The organism is Streptomyces sp. NPDC110618, from assembly GCF_055657065.1.
Genome location: NZ_JBVKBN010000001.1, coordinates 202439 through 219674 on the forward strand (window position 1 = coordinate 202439; position 17236 = coordinate 219674).

A 17236-nucleotide genomic window follows, 5' to 3' on the forward strand; every position below is an offset into this window, starting at 1 on the left:
GGTATGCGACCTCAGTAGGCGCGGTGGGAGGCCGACCTCAGGAGGCGCGGTGGGAGGTCGCTGTCTTCTCCGGGGCCGGCAGGGGCGCCTGCGCGGCCTTCGTGACATCGCCGACGAGTTCGACCACATCCGGCCCGTACGCCTGGGAGTTGATGACCTTCAGCAGCAGGACGAAGGAGTTGCTGCCGTACTTGCGCGCCAACCGCTCGTGGTTGCGGGCCAGATAGCGGGTCGCGGCCTGGTTGGTGATCGCGCGCTGGCCGCAGAAGAGGAAGACCGGACGGCTCACCTTCGGATCGCCCGCCGTGAGCCGGGCCAGCAGCACGTACTCGGCGACGCCCGCCTCCAGCCGGTAGCGCTCGCCGCCTATCTGGAACGCGCCCCGGTCCGGGCCGGGTTCGGGATCGACGTTGACACGTATCCCGGGCAGCATCGCCGACATATGGGCCAGCATGCGCCGGTTCGAGGCCGGCCCGCCCACGCAGAACTCGGTGCGCTCGCCGAACCCCTGGTGGACCGTGTCCTGGGTGACCACCTGGGTGTGCGCCCCGCAGTCCTTGATCAGCGCCGCCAGCTCCAGCAGCGTGAACACGTCGAAGCGGTGCACGGCCGGTTCGGAGGTGGACGGGTCGCGGTTGACGACGAGCAGGGACTCCGAGTTCTCCGGCAGCCCGAAGAACTTCTGCTTGCGGCGGAGCTTTCGCTTCCACAGATAGGTCCGGGCCAGCCAGCCCAGCGTGGCGCTGATGCCCGCGGCGACCAGGCCGAGGACGATATTGCGTACGTCGTCATTCATGGGCGCGCATGCTAGCGGGTGCTCCTGACGAGGTCATGTCGATCCACTAGGCTGCGCGAACGGTCCCTGACTGGAGGTGCGGATGCGTCGGTTAGTCGCACGCAAGCTGTCGGTCCTGGCGGTCTCGGCCGCCGTGGTGTCGGTGGGGGCCGCGGCGCCGCCCACCGCCGCCGAGAAGGCCACCGGCAAGGTCCCCGTCGCCGTCGGGTACGGCGGTGCCGTCGCCAGTGTCGACGCGGACGCCTCCGCCGCCGGTATCGAGGTGCTCAGGAAGGGCGGCAACGCCGTCGACGCGGCCGTCGCCACCGCCGCCGCGCTCGGCGTCACCGAGCCCTACTCCGCGGGCATCGGGGGCGGCGGGTACTTCGTCTACTACGACGCCGGCTCCCGCACGGTACGCACCATCGACGGCCGCGAGACCGCCCCGCTCAGCGCGGACTCGGGGCTGTTCCTGGAGAACGGCGCGCCGATCCCCTTCGCCGATGCCGTCAGCAGCGGACTGAGCGTCGGTACGCCCGGCACGCCCGCCACCTGGGAGCGGGCGCTGGACCGGTGGGGCAGCCGCAGCCTGAAGTCGGTGCTCAAGCCCGCCGAGCGGCTCGCCCGCGAGGGCTTCACGGTCGACGAGACCTTCCGCTCCCAGACCGCCGCCAACGAGACCCGCTTCCGCTACTTCCCCGACACCGCCGAGCTGTTCCTGCCGGGCGGGCGGCTTCCCGTCGTCGGCTCCACCTTCAAGAACCCCGACCTCGCCCGCACCTACGCCGAGATCGCGCGCAAGGGCGTCGACACCCTCTACCGCGGCAAGCTCGCCAAGGACATCGTCGACACCGTCAACCACCCGCCCGTGGACCCCGCCTCCGGCTGGAACGCCCGCCCCGGCGACCTCACCGCCCGGGACCTGGCGACGTACCGCGCCAAGCTCCAGGCGCCGACCAAGGCCTCGTACCGCGGCTACGGCGTGTACTCCATGGCGCCCTCCTCCTCCGGCGGCACCACCGTCGGCGAGGCGCTGAACATCCTGGAGAACACCGACCTCTCCAAGGCGAGCGAGGTCCGCTACCTCCACCGCTACATCGAGGCCAGCCGGATCGCCTTCGCGGACCGGGGCCGCTGGGTCGGCGACCCGGCCTTCGAGGACGTACCGACGAAGGAACTGCTCTCCCAGCGGTACGCCGACTCGCGGGAGTGCCTGATCAAGGACGACGCGGTCCTCACCAGCCCGGTCGCGCCCGGCGACCCGCGCGACCCGGCCGACTGCGACGCCCGCGGAGTCGCGGCCCCCACCACCTACGAGGGCGACAGCACCACCCACCTCACCGTCGCCGACAAGTGGGGCAACGTCGTCTCCTACACCCTCACCATCGAGCAGACCGGCGGCAGCGGCATCACCGTGCCGGGCCGCGGCTTCCTCCTCAACAACGAACTGACCGACTTCTCCTTCGCCCCGGCGAGCCCGGACGTCCACGACCCCAACCTGCCGGGGCCGGGCAAGCGGCCGCGTTCGTCGATGTCGCCGACCATCGTCCTGGACCGGCACGACAAGCCGGTGGTGGCGCTCGGTTCACCGGGCGGCGCGACCATCATCACCACCGTGCTGCAGACCCTCACCGGCCATCTGGACCGGGGCCTGCCGCTGGTCGACGCCATCGCCGCGCCCCGTGCCAGCCAGCGCAACCAGACCACCACCGAGCTCGAACCGGGCCTGTGGAACAGCGCGCTGAGGACGGAACTGGAGGCCATCGGCCACGGCTTCCGGCTCAACCCCGAGATCGGCGCGGCCACCGGCGTCCAGCGCCTGCCGGGCGGCAAGTGGCTCGCCGCCGCCGAGAAGGAACGCCGCGGCGGCGGCTCGGCGATGGTGGTGCGCCCGGCGCGGTAGTCAGGACTCGGAGGCGGGCGGCGCCTGTGCGGAACCCTCCGTGCGGAACGCCAGCCGTCCGTCCTCCACGTCCACCGTCACCCGGCCGCCCTTGGTGACCTCGCCGTCCAGCAGCAGCCGTGAGAGGCGGTTGTCGACCTCGCGCTGGATGGTGCGGCGCAGCGGCCGGGCGCCGTACTCGGGCTGGTAGCCGCGCTCCGACAGCCAGTCCACCGCCCGGTCGGTGAACTCCACCGACACCTCCTGCGCCTGCGCCATCCGTCGCGTGTGGTCCAGCAGCAGGTTGGTGATCCGCCGCAACTGCTCGGCGTCGAGCTGCTTGAACACCACGATCTCGTCGATCCGGTTCAGGAACTCCGGCCGGAAGTGCTCCCGCAGCGGCCGCAGGATCCGCTCCCGGCGCGCCTCCTCGTCGGCTTCCGCGTCGCCCGCGCCGAACCCGATCCCGCCGGCGCCCCGGGTGATCGCGTCGGAACCGAGGTTGCTGGTCATCACGATCACCGCGTTGGTGAAGTCCACCGTGCGGCCCTGGGAGTCGGTGAGCCGCCCGTCGTCCAGCACCTGGAGCAGCACGTTGAAGACGTCCGGGTGCGCCTTCTCCACCTCGTCGAGCAGCAGCAGCGAGTACGGGTGCCTGCGCACCACCTCGGTGAGCTGGCCCGCCTCCTCGTGGCCGACATAGCCGGGCGGGGCGCCCACCAGCCTGCTGACCGTGTGCCGCTCCTGGTACTCGCTCATGTCCAGCCGGACCATGCGTTCCTCGCTGCCGAACAGCGCCTCCGCCAGCGCGCGGGCCAGCTCGGTCTTGCCGACGCCGGTCGGGCCGAGGAAGAGGAAGCTGCCGATCGGCCGGTCCGGGCTGGCGAGCCCGGCCCGCGAACGCAGCACCGCCTCGGAGACCACCCGGACCGCCTCGTCCTGGCCGACCACCCGCTCGTGCAGATGCTCCTCCAGGTGCAGCAGCCGGTCCTTCTCCTCCTCGGTCAGACTGGCCACCGGGATGCCGGTCAGCCGGGACACCACCTCCGCGATCGCCTCGGCGGTCACCGCCAGGTTGCCCTCGTCGGCCGCGTCACCGCCCTCTGCGTCCGCGATGCGCTGTTTCAACTCCACGATCCGGTCGCGCAGTTGCGTGGCCTGCTCGTAGCTCTCGTCCGCGACGGCCTGGTCCTTGTCCCGGGACAGCCGCTCCACCTCGCGCTCCATGGCCCGTACGTCGGTGCCCTTGGTGCGCGAGCGCAGCCGGACCCGGGCGCCCGCCTGGTCGATCAGGTCGATCGCCTTGTCCGGCAGCCTGCGGTCGGTGAGATAGCGGTCGGACAGCTCCACGGCGGCCACCAGCGCCTCGTCGCTGTAGCGGACCTGGTGGTGGGCCTCGTAGCGGTCCCGGAGGCCGCGCAGGATCTCGATGGCGTCCGCGGGGGTCGGCTCGGGCACCAGGATCGGCTGGAAGCGGCGGGAGAGGGCCGCGTCCTTCTCGATCCGCCGGTACTCCTCCAGCGTGGTGGCGCCCACGATGTGCAGCTCCCCGCGGGCCAGCGCGGGCTTGAGGATGTTGCCCGCGTCCAGCGAGCCCCCCTCGCCGCCGCCCCCGGCGCCCACCACGGTGTGCAGTTCGTCGATGAAGACGATCAGCCGGTCGGAGTGGGCGCGGATCTCGCCCACGATGGAGTTCATGCGCTCCTCGAAGTCGCCCCGGTAGCGGGTGCCCGCCACCACCCCCGTCAGATCCAGGGCGACCACCCGCCGCCCGAGCAGTACGTCCGGGACGTCCCCGTCGGTGATCCGCTGGGCCAGGCCCTCCACCACGGCGGTCTTGCCGACGCCCGCGTCGCCGATCAGCACGGGGTTGTTCTTGCCGCGCCGGGAGAGCACCTCGATGGTCTGCTCGATCTCCTCGTCCCGGCCGATCACCGGGTCGATCCGGCCCTGACGGGCCAGGTCGGTCAGATCGCGGGCGTACTTGTCCAGCGTGGGCGTCTCGCCCGTGTGCTGGTGCTCCGTCCGTTGCGTCGTGTCCGGCGTCTCGGGCGGCGTGGGCGGCGCGAAGCGCGCCGAGTTCAGGATGTGCCCGGCGGCCGAGTCCGGGTTCGCGGCGAGGGCGCTGAGCACGTGCTCCGGTCCGATGTAGCCCGCCCCGCGGGACCGTGCCAGGTCGTGCGCGTCCAGCAGGGCGCGCTTGGCGGCCGGGGTGAGCGAGAGCGAGGTCGGCGGCGGTGCCTCGCCCGGCGGGTGCTGGACGGGGCCCGAGCGCTCGTCGATCTCCGAGGCCAGCGAGTCGGGGTCGGCCCCGGCCCGGCTCAGCAGGCTCCTGGTCGGCTCCGCGGACAGTGCGGCGCGCAGCAGGTGCTGGGTGTCCAGGTCACGGCTGCCGTGCTCGGCGGCGTACTGGGCGGCGCCGCGGACCAGGTCCCTGGCCGGTTGGCTGAGCAGTTGGCCGATGTTGATCTGGCGGGGCCCGGGGCGGGGGCCGCCGAAGAAGCGCGCGAGGAACTCTCCGAAGGGGTCGCCGTAGCCCTCCGAGCCGAAGCCCTCCGGGGGCTTGAAGCCGTTGCTCATCGGTTCGTACCTTCGTTGACGACGTACCGGAGTCGGGTAACCCGGACATGGTGCGTTCATGCAACGATGGCATGTTCTGTACCGCGTGGCATGTTCAGGCGCCTGCGGCTAACCCCGGTCCGTCAGGACCCTCGGTCCGTCCTCCGTGATCGCCACCGTGTGTTCCGCGTGGGCCGCCCTGCTGCCGTCGTTGGTCTTGAGGGTCCAGCCGTCCGGGGCCGCGTGGTAGCCGTCCGTGCCGCCCGCGATGAGCATGGGCTCGATGGCCAGGACCATGCCGTGGCGCAGGCGCATGCCCCGGTGGGGGCGGCCCTCGTTGGGCACCGAGGGGTCCTCGTGCATGTGGCGGCCGATGCCGTGGCCGCCGAAGCCGTCCGGGATGCCGTAGCCGGCGCCGCGGCAGACCGTACCGATGGCGTGCGCGATGTCGCCGATGCGGTTGCCGACCACGGCCGCCTCGATCCCGGCCGCGAGGGCACGCTCGGCGGTCCCGATCAGGCGTACGTCCGCCGGGCGCGGCCGGCCCACCGTGAAGCTGATCGCCGAGTCGCTGGCCCAGCCGTCCAGCCGGGCGCCGCAGTCGATGGAGACGAGGTCGCCGTCGCGCAGGCGGTAGGCGGTCGGGATGCCGTGCACGATGGCGTCGTTCACGGAGGCGCAGATGACCGCCGGGAAGGGGGTCGGCGCGAAGGAGGGCCGGTAGCCGAGGAACGGTGAGTCAGCTCCGGCCCCGCGCAGCACCCCGCGCGCCACCTCGTCCAGCTCCAGCAGGGAAACGCCCACGTCAGCGGCTTGTCGTACGGCCGTCAGGGCGCGGGCGAGCACCTGTCCGGCGGTGTGCATGGCATCGATCGATGTGTTGGTCTTCAGCTCCACCATGCCAATTACTATACCGGTATTAGAATGGGGTCATGGTGCGCACCCCTCTCACCCCGGAAGAACGCGAACGCGGCGAACGGCTCGGCCGCCTGCTGCGCGAGGCCCGCGGCGGCCGGAGCATGACGGAGGTCGCGGCGCTGGCCGGGATCTCCGCCGAGACGCTCCGCAAGATCGAGACCGGCCGGGCGCCCACCCCGGCGTTCTTCACCGTGGCCGCGCTGGCCCGGGTGCTCGGTCTGTCCATGGACGAACTGGCCGGGATGTGCGCGCCGGCCGCGGTGTAGCCGCCCTTTGCGTCACGTTCCGGCAGGGCCGGTGCACTCTGCGTCCCTATGGAAAACTCCCCGTAGCCTCCCCGTAACACGACTGGTGTTGCCTGGCGGACGGTAGTGCTCCGTTCTGGCGGGAGTGTTGGGCATGGTTGTGGAACAACTCCCTGCACGCGTGGGGGAGTTCGCGAACTACCTGAACGGTCTGATGGCGCGCCTCGATCAGGGCGGCGGCTGGTGCGGGGTGTTCTGGCAGCGCGACCCGGACGGTATGCGGGCCTGCCTCGACGGGCGGGAAGTGCCGCCGTGGGACGTGGTGGAGGCGCTGCTCCAGGATCTCGCGGCGCGGTACGGCGCCCCGGCCGTCCAGGCCGAGGCGGAACGGGCCCGCGCCCTGCACACCGCCGCGCTGTTCGCCTACGACGCCCGCCCCGGCGGCCGGGACGCCCTCGGCGACCGGCTCGACGTGATGCTCCGCGAGCAGCGGTACGCGGTGGAACGCCAGGCCCACCTGAACCGTGCCCTGACCAACGCCAGTACCCAGGACGAGGCCGACGCCCTCCGCCTCGACCTGGCCTGGGCCCAGGACGACCACGCCCGGGCGACCGCGCGCTGCGCCGAACTCCGGGCCCGCATGGCCGAGCTGGACCGCCGCGCGATGCCCGGTCAGGCGGCTGTGCCGATGGCGGAGCGGGGCGCGGACCGGACCGGGTACGCCACCGGCGCGTGGGTCCCGGCGCAGGGGGCTCCGTCCGGGGCCGGTCGCCCGTCCGGGCCGGATGTCTCGGCCGGGCCCGGCCACTCCTGGGCCACGGATGCCGAGGCCGAGCCCGGCGGCGCCCCGACCGCAGAGGCGGCCACCAGGCCCTACGCCCCGCAGGCCCGGCAAGCCCCGCACGCCATACCGACCCAGCAAGCCCCGCAGCCCATGCCGACTCGGCAAGCCCCGCAGAACCAGCAAGCCCCGCAGCCCATGCCGACTCGGCAAGCCCCACAGAACCCGCAAGCCCCGCAGCCCATGCCGACCCAACAAGCCCCGCAGGCAACGCACACCTCGAATTCCCCGCAAACCACAGCCCCGGACCCGACCCCCACCACCCCGCCGCGCACCGACCCCCCGCCTCCCCCCGCCCCCAAACCACGCAAGCGCCGCCGGGGCAGCGCCCGCTTCGCCGGGATCGAGGAGGAGGCGCCGCCCGTCGTCGTCCCGCCCACCCCGGCGCCCGTGGTGGCCGAGGCGGCCTCGGCCGGGCGGGCCACGCCCCGGGGTGCCCGGTTCGCCGGGGCCGCGGAGGCCGTGGAGGAAGCGGCGCCGCGGGCCGAGGAGCTGGACGGGGCCGACCGGCGGGAGATCGTGGACGCCGTCGGGCGGCTGATGCGGCTGCGCCGCGAGGGCCGCAGCGGTGAGGCGCACGCGCTGCTCGCCGAGATCACCTACTCCGCCGCCGCCCGCTTCCCGCTGCTCGCCGTGGAGCTCCAGCGGGCCGGGCTCGGCGCCGACTGGGCCACCCTGCTGTGGGAGGCCGCCTCGCTGCCCGCCGACCGGCTGGTGGCCGCCGCGGACGCCCTGGCCGCGGCGGGCCGGGACGCCGACGCGGAGCAGATCCTGCGGCAGGGGGTCGCCCGGCCCGCCGAGGAGATCGGACGGGCCCTGCTGGACCTGGCCGAGCAGGGCCGCAGGCGCGAGATCGCCGCTTTACTGGACGTCTACGTCCGGGTCCGCACCCCGGAGGAGGCGGCCCGAAGCGTGGCCGAGGACCCCCACACCCTCGTACCGTGGCTGCTGGAGGCCGCCCGGGGTGTGTCGGAGGAGCGCCACTGGGACCTCGTCCACGCGCTGAGGGTCGCCGGATTCGCCGCTTGACCGGGGCCCCGGCCGGGGCGGGCACTCACCCACAGGAGTGTGAAACCGCCCCGACTCAGCGGGTTGGCGACGATGGTCTTGGCAAGCCCGTCCGGGAGGCTTACGTTCGTGCCTCTACGACCTGCGTCTACGGGCGTAGAGGCTCTGACGTCCCGTCGAAGGAGCAGCTCATGGCCAACGTCGTTCGCGCCGCTCTGGTCCAGGCCACCTGGACCGGCGACACCGAGTCCATGGTGGCGAAGCACGAGGAGCACGCCCGTGAGGCGGCCCGCCGGGGCGCCAAGGTGATCGGGTTCCAGGAAGTCTTCAACGCCCCCTACTTCTGCCAGGTCCAGGAGCCGGAGCACTACCGCTGGGCGGAGCCCGTGCCGGACGGCCCGACGGTGACCCGGATGCGGGAACTGGCCCGCGAGACCGGCATGGTGATCGTCGTACCGGTCTTCGAGATCGAGCAGTCCGGCTTCTACTACAACACCGCCGCCGTGATCGACGCCGACGGCTCCTACCTCGGCAAGTACCGCAAACACCACATCCCGCAGGTGAAGGGCTTCTGGGAGAAGTACTACTTCAAACCGGGGAACCTGGGCTGGCCGGTCTTCGACACCGCCGTCGGCAAGGTCGGCGTCTACATCTGCTACGACCGGCACTTCCCCGAGGGCTGGCGGCAACTCGGCCTGAACGGCGCCCAGCTCGTCTACAACCCCTCCGCCACCCACCGCGGCCTGTCCTCCTACCTGTGGCGCCTTGAGCAGCCCGCCGCCGCGGTCGCCAACGAGTACTACGTCGCCGCGATCAACCGCGTCGGCGTCGAGGAGTACGGCGACAACGACTTCTACGGCACGAGCTACTTCGTCGACCCGCGCGGACAGTTCGTGGGGGAGGTCGCCAGCGACAGCAAGGAGGAACTGCTCGTCCGCGACCTCGACCTCGACGTCATCGAAGAGGTGCGGCAGCAGTGGGCCTTCTACCGCGACCGCCGTCCCGACGCCTACGAAGGGCTGGTGCAGCCGTGACCGACGACCTGCTGGGCCGCCACCGCCGCGTCCTGCCCGACTGGCTCGCCCTCTACTACGAGGACCCGCTGGAGATCACCCATGGCGAGGGACGCCACGTCTGGGACTCCGACGGCAACCAGTACCTGGACTTCTTCGGCGGCATCCTCACCACCATGACCGCCCACGCCCTGCCCGAGATCACCAAGGCGGTCAGCGAGCAGGCCGGGCGGATCATCCACTCCTCGACCCTGTACCTGAACCGCCCGATGGTCGAACTGGCCGAGCGGATCGCGAAGTTGTCCGGCATCCCGGACGCCCGGGTCTTCTTCACCACCTCCGGCACCGAGGCCAACGACACCGCCCTGCTGCTCGCCACCACCTACCGCCGCAGCAACACGATCCTGGCGATGCGCAACAGCTACCACGGCCGCTCCTTCAGCGCGGTCGGCATCACCGGCAACCGCGGCTGGTCCCCGACCTCCCTGTCCCCGCTGCAGACGCTCTACGTGCACGGCGGCGTCCGCACCCGGGGCCCGTACGCCGACCTCGACGACCGCGCCTTCGTCGCGGCCTGCGTCGACGACCTGAAGGACCTCCTCGGCCACACCCGCCCGCCCGCCGCGCTGATCGCCGAGCCCATCCAGGGCGTCGGCGGCTTCACCTCCGGCCCGGACGGGCTGTACGCGGCCTTCCGCGAGGTCCTCGCCGAGCGCGGCATCCTGTGGATCGCCGACGAGGTGCAGACCGGCTGGGGCCGCACCGGCGACCACTTCTGGGGCTGGCAGGCCCACGGGCAGAACGGCCCGCCGGACATCGTCACCTTCGCCAAGGGCATCGGCAACGGCATGTCCATCGGCGGGGTGATCGCACGCGCCGAGATCATGAACTGCCTGGACGCCAACAGCATTTCGACGTTCGGCGGCACCCAGATCACCATGGCGGCGGGCCTGGCCAACCTCACCTACCTGCTGGAGCACGACCTCCAGGGCAACGCCCGGCGGGTCGGCGGGCTGCTCATCGAGCGGCTGCGCGCGGTCGCCGCGCAGGTGCCGTACGTACGTGAGGTGCGCGGGCGCGGACTGATGATCGGAATCGAGCTGGCCGACCCCACCACCGGCGCGGCGGCGCCCGAGGCGGCCTCCGCCGTCCTGGAGGAGGCACGCGCGGGCGGGCTGCTCATCGGCAAGGGCGGCGGGCACGACACCAGCGCGCTCAGAATCGCCCCGCCGCTGTCGCTGACGGTGGCGGAGGCCGAGGAGGGCGCCGCGATCCTGGAACGTGCTCTCAGGAGCCTTCAGTAAGGACGGCACGACCATGACCAGCACCCTGGAACCCGCCCTGTCGGTCCGTCAGGTCCTCGGCCTGGAACGGGTGCTGGCCGGGGAGCCCGAGGTGGTGGCCGGTGCCGGACAGCTCGACCGTCCGGTGCGCTGGGTGCATGTCGCCGAGGCCGCGGATGTCGGAGTGATGCTCAGCGGCGGCGAGATGGTGCTCACCACCGGGGTGCTGCTGGCCGGGGACGAGGCCGCGCAGGCCGAGTACATCCGCTCCCTGCACCGCGCGGAGGCCGCGGCCGTGGTCCTCGGACTCGGCCGCGCCTTCCCGGCCGCCCCGGAGGTCATGCGCCGGGCCGCCGAGCGGTGCGGGCTGCCCCTGGTCGTGCTGCACCGGCCGTTCCCGTTCGCGGAGCTGACCGAGGAGGTCCAGTCCCGGCTGGTGCGGCGCAAGTTCGCCGCCGTCAGCCTCTCGGAGTCGGTGCGCACCGCGCTGACCGGGCTGATCACCGCGGGCGCCCCGCTGCAACGGCTGCTCGACGAGGTCGCCCAGCACAGCGCCTGCCCGGTCGTCGTCACCAACCTCGCCCACCGGGTGCTGGCCACGGCGGGGGAGCGGTCCGCCGTGGACGACGTGCTGCGTGACTGGGAGCGCATCTCCCGGCAGGCCGGCGGCAGCGAGGGCGACGGCTGGATCCGCGCCGAACTCGGCGGCCGGGGCGAGCGCTGGGGGCGGATCGTGCTGTGCGGGTACCGGGGCGACACCGCCACCGGACGGCTGCTCGCCGACCGGGCCGCCGAGGCGCTGGTGCTGCACCGCATGCTCGGCGGCACCGCCACCGGCAGCTGGGAGGAGCAGTCCGCGCAGAGCCTGCTCACCGACCTGGTCAGCGGCGTCGTACCGGCCCGCCAACTCCTGCCGCGGGCGCGGGCGGCCGGACTGCCCGTCAACCGGCGCACCTTCGTGCCCCTGGTCGTCCGCGACGGTGATCCCGCCCAACTGGACCGCGTGCTGCGGATGCTGGGCCTGCCCTCACTGGTCGCCGAACTCGCCGACTGTGCCACCGCCGTCCTGCTCTCCCTCGCCCGCGACCAGGACGCGGGCGTCCTCACCGCCAACTTCGCCGCCCGGCTGCGCTCGGAGGCGCCCGGCACCGTCGTGGCCGCCGCCGACCCGCGCCCCGCCTGGGACGACGTACCGGCCGGACTGCGCGAGGCCCGGCACGTGGCCGAGGCGGTCGCCGACGCCCTGGACCTGCCCGATGTCGTACGGCTGCGGGACGTCCATCTGCGCGGCCTGATCCGGCTGTTGCGGGACGACCCGCATGTGCAGTCCTTCGCGGAACGGGAGTTGGACGGGCTGCTGTGCGGCCCGGACGAGGATCTGCTGGCCGTCCTGCGCACCTACCTCGCCACCGGCCGCAACAAGTCCCGCACCGCCCAGCTCCACCACGTCTCCCGCCCCGCCCTCTACCGGCGCCTGGAGGCGATACAGGGCCGGCTCGGAGTGGACCTCGACGACTTCGAGCAGGCGGCCTCCGTGCACATCGCCCTGCTCGCACACGACGCGCAACAAGGCTGAAACACCTCACGACCTGGGAAAACGGCGGTGAAACATGCGTCCTGGAAAGGGTGACACGGTGGCACGCCGCAGGGCCGCAGACGTGACACCGTGCCAATCGAAGCCCGCCCCCGCGACTTCCTACGCTCGCTGCACACCGAGCGACCGGAGGTCCCGATGAGCCGAGTGATCCGCGCCGCCCTCTTCCAGACCGCGTGGACGGGCGACAAGGAATCCATGATCCAGGTCCATGAGCAGGCCGCGCGGGATGCCGCCGCGCAAGGCGCTCAAGTCCTGTGCTTCCAGGAGCTGTTCTACGGACCCTACTTCTGCCAGGTCCAGGACAAGGCGTTCTACGAGTACGCCGAGCAGATCCCCGAGGGCCCGACCGTACGCCGCTTCCAGGCCCTCGCGAAGGAACTGGGCCTCGTCCTGGTCCTGCCGATGTATGAGGAGGAGCAGCCCGGCGTCCTCTACAACACCGCCGCCGTCATCGACGCCGACGGCTCCTACCTCGGCAAGTACCGCAAGACCCACATCCCCCAAGTCCAGGGCTTCTGGGAGAAGTTCTACTTCCGCCCCGGGAACAGCGGCTGGCCGGTCTTCGAGACCGCCGTCGGGAAGATCGGCGTGTACATCTGCTACGACCGGCACTTCCCCGAGGGCTGGCGGGCACTCGGCCTGGGCGGCGCCGAGATCGTCTTCAACCCCTCGGCCACCTCGCGCGGCCTGTCCCGCTACCTGTGGCAGCTGGAGCAGCCGGCCGCCGCCGTCGCCAACGAGTACTTCGTGGGCGCGATCAACCGCGTCGGCGTCGAGGACCTCGGCGACAACGACTTCTACGGCACCACCTACTTCGTGGACCCCGAGGCCCAGTTCGTCGGCGAGGTGGCCAGCGACAAGGAGACCGAACTCGTCGTCCGCGACCTGGACCTGGCCAAGCTGCGCGAGGTCCGCGACCGCTGGCAGTTCTACCGCGACCGGGCCCCGGGGGCGTACACGCCGCTGACCGCGCCCTGACCCGTCGCCGACCTAGGGAGGAGAGGGACCATGAGCACTCGTACCGTCATCCGTGGCGGTCTCGTCATCACCGCGTCCGACGAGGTCCACGCCGACGTCCTGATCGAGGACGGCCGGGTCGCCGCCCTCGCCGTGCCCGGCGCCCAGGAGTGGAGCGCCGACCGTGTCATCGACGCGACGGGCAAGTACGTCATCCCGGGCGGCGTCGACGCCCACACCCACATGGAGCTGCCGTTCGGCGGCACCTTCGCCTCCGACACCTTCGAGACGGGCACCAGGGCCGCCGCCTGGGGCGGCACGACGACCATCGTCGACTTCGCCGTGCAAAGTGTCGGGCACTCCCTGCGGGAAGGGCTCGACGCCTGGCACGCCAAGGCCGAGGGCAACTGCGCCATCGACTACGGCTTCCACATGATCGTCTCCGACGTGAACCAGGACACGCTCAAGGAGATGGATCTGCTGGTGGAGGAAGGGGTGACGTCATTCAAGCAATTCATGGCGTACCCGGGTGTCTTTTACTCCGATGACGGACAGATCCTGCGCGCCATGCAGCGCTCCGCCGAGAACGGCGGGCTGATCATGATGCACGCCGAGAACGGCATCGCCATCGACGTACTCGTGGAACAGGCGCTGGCGCGCGGCGAGACCGACCCCCGCTACCACGGCGAGGTCCGCAAGGCCCTGCTGGAGGCCGAGGCCACCCACCGCGCCATCCGCCTCGCGCAGGTCGCCGGGGCGCCGCTGTACGTCGTGCACGTCTCGGCGATGGAGGCGGTCGCGGAACTCGCCAAGGCCCGTGACGAGGGGCTGAACGTCTTCGGTGAGACCTGCCCGCAGTATCTGTTCCTGTCCACCGACAACCTCGCCGAGCCCGACTTCGAGGGCGCCAAGTACGTGTGCAGCACACCCCTTCGGCCGCGCGAGCACCAGGCGCAGCTGTGGAAGGGCCTGCGCACCAACGACCTCCAGGTGGTCTCCACCGACCACTGCCCGTTCTGCTTCGCCGGGCAGAAGGAGCTGGGCCGCGGCGACTTCTCCAAGATCCCCAACGGGCTGCCCGGTGTGGAGAACCGGATGGACCTGCTGCACCAGGCCGTCGTCGAGGGGCACATCTCGCGCCGCCGCTGGATCGAGATCGCCTGCGCCACCCCGGCCCGGATGTTCGGCATGTACCCGAAGAAGGGCACCATCGCGCCGGGCTCCGACGCCGACATCGTCATCTACGACCCCGGCGCCGAGCAGGTCATGTCGGCCGAGACCCACCACATGAACGTCGACTACTCGGCCTACGAGGGCAAGCGCACCACTGGCCGGGTGGAGACGGTCCTCTCGCGCGGCGAAGTCGTCATCAACGAGCGGGAGTACACCGGCCGCGCCGGGCACGGAACCTATACGCCCCGCTCCACCTGTCAGTACCTCAACTAGGAGTGGCGCACATGGACTTCGGACTCGTCCTGCAGACCGACCCGCCCGCCTCGAAGGTCGTCAGCCTGATGAAACGGGCCGAGCGCAACGGCTTCACCCACGGCTGGACCTTCGACTCGGCCGTGCTGTGGCAGGAACCGTTCGTGATCTACAGTCAGATCCTGGCCAATACGGAGAAGTTGAAGGTCGGCCCCATGGTCACCAACCCGGGCACCCGCACCTGGGAGGTCACCGCCTCGACCTTCGCCACCCTCAACGACATGTTCGGCAACCGCACCGTCTGCGGCATCGGCCGCGGCGACTCCGCGATGCGGGTGGCCGGCCGCAAGCCCAACACCCTCGCCCGGATCAGCGAGGCCATGAAGGTCATCCGCGCCCTCGGCCGGGGCGAGGAGGCCGACCTCGGCGGCACCGTGATCAAGTTCCCGTGGATCAAGCCCGGCGCCGAACTCCCCGTCTGGATGGCCGCGTACGGGCCGAAGGCGCTGAAGATGACCGGCGAGGAGGCCGACGGGTTCATCCTCCAGCTCTCCGACCTGTACCTCACCGAGTACATGGTCAAGGCGGTCAAGGACGCGGCGCGTGCCGTCGGACGCGACCCCGACGAGGTGACGATCTGCGTCGCCGCCCCGGCCTACGTCACCGAGGACGACTCGCCCGAGGCGCTCGCCCACGCCCGCCAGCAGTGCCGCTGGTTCGGCGGCATGGTCGGCAACCACGTGGCCGACCTGGTCGCCAAGTACGGAGAGCACACCGGCGCCGTACCGGAGGAGCTGACCGACTACATCAAGGCCCGCGAGGGCTACGACTACTCCCACCACGGGCGTGCCGACAACCCGGACACCGCCTTCGTGCCCGACGAGATCGTCGACCGGTTCTGTGTCATCGGCCCGGTCGAGAAGCACATCGAGAAGATGACCGCCCTGCGCGAACTCGGCGTCGACCAGTTCGCCGTCTACGACATGCACGACGCCCAGGAAGCCGTGATCGACGCGTACGGGGCGCACGTCATCCCCGCGCTCAACGGCTGAACTCCCTCCCCGTTTCTCCCCCTTCCCGCCGTCCCGGGAAGGGGGCCGCAGGACGCCCCCGGCGGCGCACCCCCCAACGGCGACACCCGCACGGCCTCTCCCGTCCCACCGTCCCTTGATTGGCCTGCCCATGACAGACACCGCTCCCACTGCGATACCGCCGTCCTCCCAAGTCACCCTCGCCGACGGGCGGGTGGAGCTCGCCCCGGGGTCCCCGACGCCCAGCGGCCCGTACGCCAACGACGACCTGCTCCCGGTCCCGGTGGAGAAGCGCACCTGGACCACGTACAACTTCTCCGCGCTGTGGGTCGGCATGGCCCACAACACCGCCTCCTGGACCCTCGCCTCCGGGCTCATCGCCGTCGGCATGGACTGGAAACAGGCGGTGTTCACCATCGCGCTGGCCAACGTCATCGTGCTGGTGCCGATGCTGCTCACCGGGCACGCGGGACCCAAGTACGGCATCCCCTTCCCCGTCTTCGCCCGCGCCTCCTTCGGCATCCGCGGCGCCAACCTCCCCGCTGTCGTACGGGCGTTGGTGGCGTGCGGCTGGTTCGGCATCCAGACCTGGATCGGCGGTGAGGCGATCTTCTTCCTCGCCGGGAAGCTGATCGGCGACGGCTGGGCGGACGCCGGGAAGATCGGCGGGTACGCCTGGACGATGTGGCTGTCCTTCGCGATCTTCTGGGCGATCCAGGTCGCGATCATCTACCGGGGCATGGAGACGCTGCGCCGGTTCGAGAACTGGGCCGCGCCGTTCGTGCTGGTCGGCGCGTTCGTGATGCTGTGGTGGATGAGCGACAAGGCCGGCGGCTTCGGCCCGCTGCTCGACCAGCCCTCCAAGCTGGGCTGGGGCAGCGACTTCTGGGCGCTGTTCTGGCCGTCCCTCATGGGCATGATCGGCTTCTGGTCCACGCTGTCGCTGAACATCCCCGACTTCACCCGGTACGGAAAGAGCCAGAAGGCCCAGACCTGGGGCCAGGCCCTCGGCCTGCCGACGACCATGACCCTGTTCGCGTTCCTGTCGGTGATGGTCACCTCCGGCTCCGCCGCCGTCTACGGCGAGCCGATCTGGGACCCGGTGCAGCTCGCCGCCAAGACCGACAACGTGGTCGGACTGCTCTTCGCCCTGGTGACCGTGCTGGTGGCGACCCTGTCCGTGAACATCGCCGCCAACCTGGTCTCCCCGGCCTTCGACTTCTCCAACATCGCGCCCCGGAAGATCAGTTTCCGCACCGGCGCGCTCGCCACCTGTGTGCTCGGCGTACTGATCTTCCCGTGGAAGCTGTACTCCGACCCGCAGGGCTACATCTTCACCTGGCTCGGCCTGGTCGGCGGTCTGCTCGGCACCGTCGCCGGCATCCTCATCGCCGACTACTGGATCCTGCGCCGCTCCCGCCTGGACCTGACCGACCTGTACCGCACGGGCGGCCGGTACTGGTACGAGGGCGGCTGGAACTGGCGGGCCGTGGTGGCCTTCCTCGTCGGCGGCGTCCTTGCCATCGGCGGGGCGGACTTCGACCCGCTGATCGACGGCACGCCCATCCCGGCGCTGTCGTCGCTGGCCGACTACGGCTGGGCGGTCGGGCTCGGCACCTCAATGGTGCTGTACCTCGCCCTGATGGTGCCGCGCCGCCGCGGCGAGAGCACCGTCTGACCCGGTGACCGGGGGAACGGTCGG

13 protein-coding genes are annotated in these 17236 nt (G+C 71.5%); 10 read left to right on the forward strand and 3 right to left on the reverse strand.

Going from position 1 to position 17236, the window contains the following annotated elements; genetic code table 11:
- Positions 1-37 precede the first annotated feature (37 nt).
- Positions 38-796 carry a hypothetical protein gene (locus ACZ7L7_RS00835; RefSeq protein WP_285514735.1) on the reverse strand — a complete coding sequence of 253 codons (759 nt, stop codon included), beginning with the start codon at positions 794-796 and terminating at the stop codon, positions 38-40.
- Positions 797-878: 82 nt separating this feature from the next.
- Here ACZ7L7_RS00835 and ggt point away from each other — a divergent pair, with 82 nt between their 5' ends.
- Positions 879-2678, forward strand: a complete 1800-nt coding sequence (gene ggt / locus ACZ7L7_RS00840) for a gamma-glutamyltransferase (protein WP_285514734.1) — start codon at positions 879-881, stop codon at positions 2676-2678.
- Here ggt and ACZ7L7_RS00845 read toward each other — a convergent pair whose 3' ends face one another.
- Both ACZ7L7_RS00845 and map read right to left on the reverse strand, forming a co-directional pair.
- Positions 2679-5237 carry an ATP-dependent Clp protease ATP-binding subunit gene (locus ACZ7L7_RS00845; protein ID WP_285514733.1) on the reverse strand — a complete coding sequence of 853 codons (2559 nt, stop codon included), beginning with the start codon at positions 5235-5237 and terminating at the stop codon, positions 2679-2681.
- 108 nt (positions 5238-5345) lie between these two features.
- Positions 5346-6116 (reverse strand): type I methionyl aminopeptidase, encoded by a 771-nt coding sequence (map, locus tag ACZ7L7_RS00850; RefSeq protein WP_453607825.1) that lies wholly within the window; start codon positions 6114-6116, stop codon positions 5346-5348.
- A gap of 32 nt (positions 6117-6148) precedes the next feature.
- Between map and ACZ7L7_RS00855 the strand changes: the two genes are divergently transcribed.
- The 9 genes from ACZ7L7_RS00855 (at position 6149) to ACZ7L7_RS00895 (ending at position 17212) form a co-directional block, all read left to right on the forward strand.
- Entirely contained in the window at positions 6149-6400 is a 252-nt protein-coding gene (locus tag ACZ7L7_RS00855; RefSeq protein ID WP_453607828.1) for a helix-turn-helix domain-containing protein, read from the forward strand.
- A gap of 133 nt (positions 6401-6533) precedes the next feature.
- Positions 6534-8249, forward strand: coding sequence for a hypothetical protein (locus ACZ7L7_RS00860; RefSeq protein ID WP_472074297.1), 1716 nt, complete (start codon positions 6534-6536; stop codon positions 8247-8249).
- A gap of 170 nt (positions 8250-8419) precedes the next feature.
- Positions 8420-9262 (forward strand): nitrilase-related carbon-nitrogen hydrolase, encoded by an 843-nt coding sequence (locus ACZ7L7_RS00865; protein ID WP_471430250.1) that lies wholly within the window; start codon positions 8420-8422, stop codon positions 9260-9262.
- Complete coding sequence (locus ACZ7L7_RS00870; RefSeq protein WP_285514728.1) at positions 9259-10545, forward strand: aspartate aminotransferase family protein; 1287 nt, start codon at positions 9259-9261, stop codon at positions 10543-10545. Before ACZ7L7_RS00865 ends, ACZ7L7_RS00870 begins: the two co-directional genes overlap by 4 nt.
- A 13-nt stretch (positions 10546-10558) precedes the next feature.
- Positions 10559-12100 (forward strand): PucR family transcriptional regulator, encoded by a 1542-nt coding sequence (locus ACZ7L7_RS00875; RefSeq protein ID WP_472074298.1) that lies wholly within the window; start codon positions 10559-10561, stop codon positions 12098-12100.
- A 156-nt stretch (positions 12101-12256) separates the two neighbouring features.
- The gene (locus tag ACZ7L7_RS00880; RefSeq protein WP_285514726.1) at positions 12257-13099 is read left to right on the forward strand and encodes a nitrilase-related carbon-nitrogen hydrolase; all 843 of its coding nucleotides are present in this window, start codon (positions 12257-12259) and stop codon (positions 13097-13099) included.
- Between the two features lie 30 nt (positions 13100-13129).
- Positions 13130-14524, forward strand: coding sequence for a dihydropyrimidinase (gene hydA, locus ACZ7L7_RS00885; RefSeq protein ID WP_471430256.1), 1395 nt, complete (start codon positions 13130-13132; stop codon positions 14522-14524).
- An 11-nt stretch (positions 14525-14535) separates the two neighbouring features.
- Positions 14536-15555, forward strand: coding sequence for a TIGR03842 family LLM class F420-dependent oxidoreductase (locus ACZ7L7_RS00890; protein WP_285514724.1), 1020 nt, complete (start codon positions 14536-14538; stop codon positions 15553-15555).
- A gap of 130 nt (positions 15556-15685) precedes the next feature.
- Complete coding sequence (locus tag ACZ7L7_RS00895; protein WP_453606806.1) at positions 15686-17212, forward strand: NCS1 family nucleobase:cation symporter-1; 1527 nt, start codon at positions 15686-15688, stop codon at positions 17210-17212.
- The last annotated feature ends 24 nt before the right edge of the window (positions 17213-17236 follow it).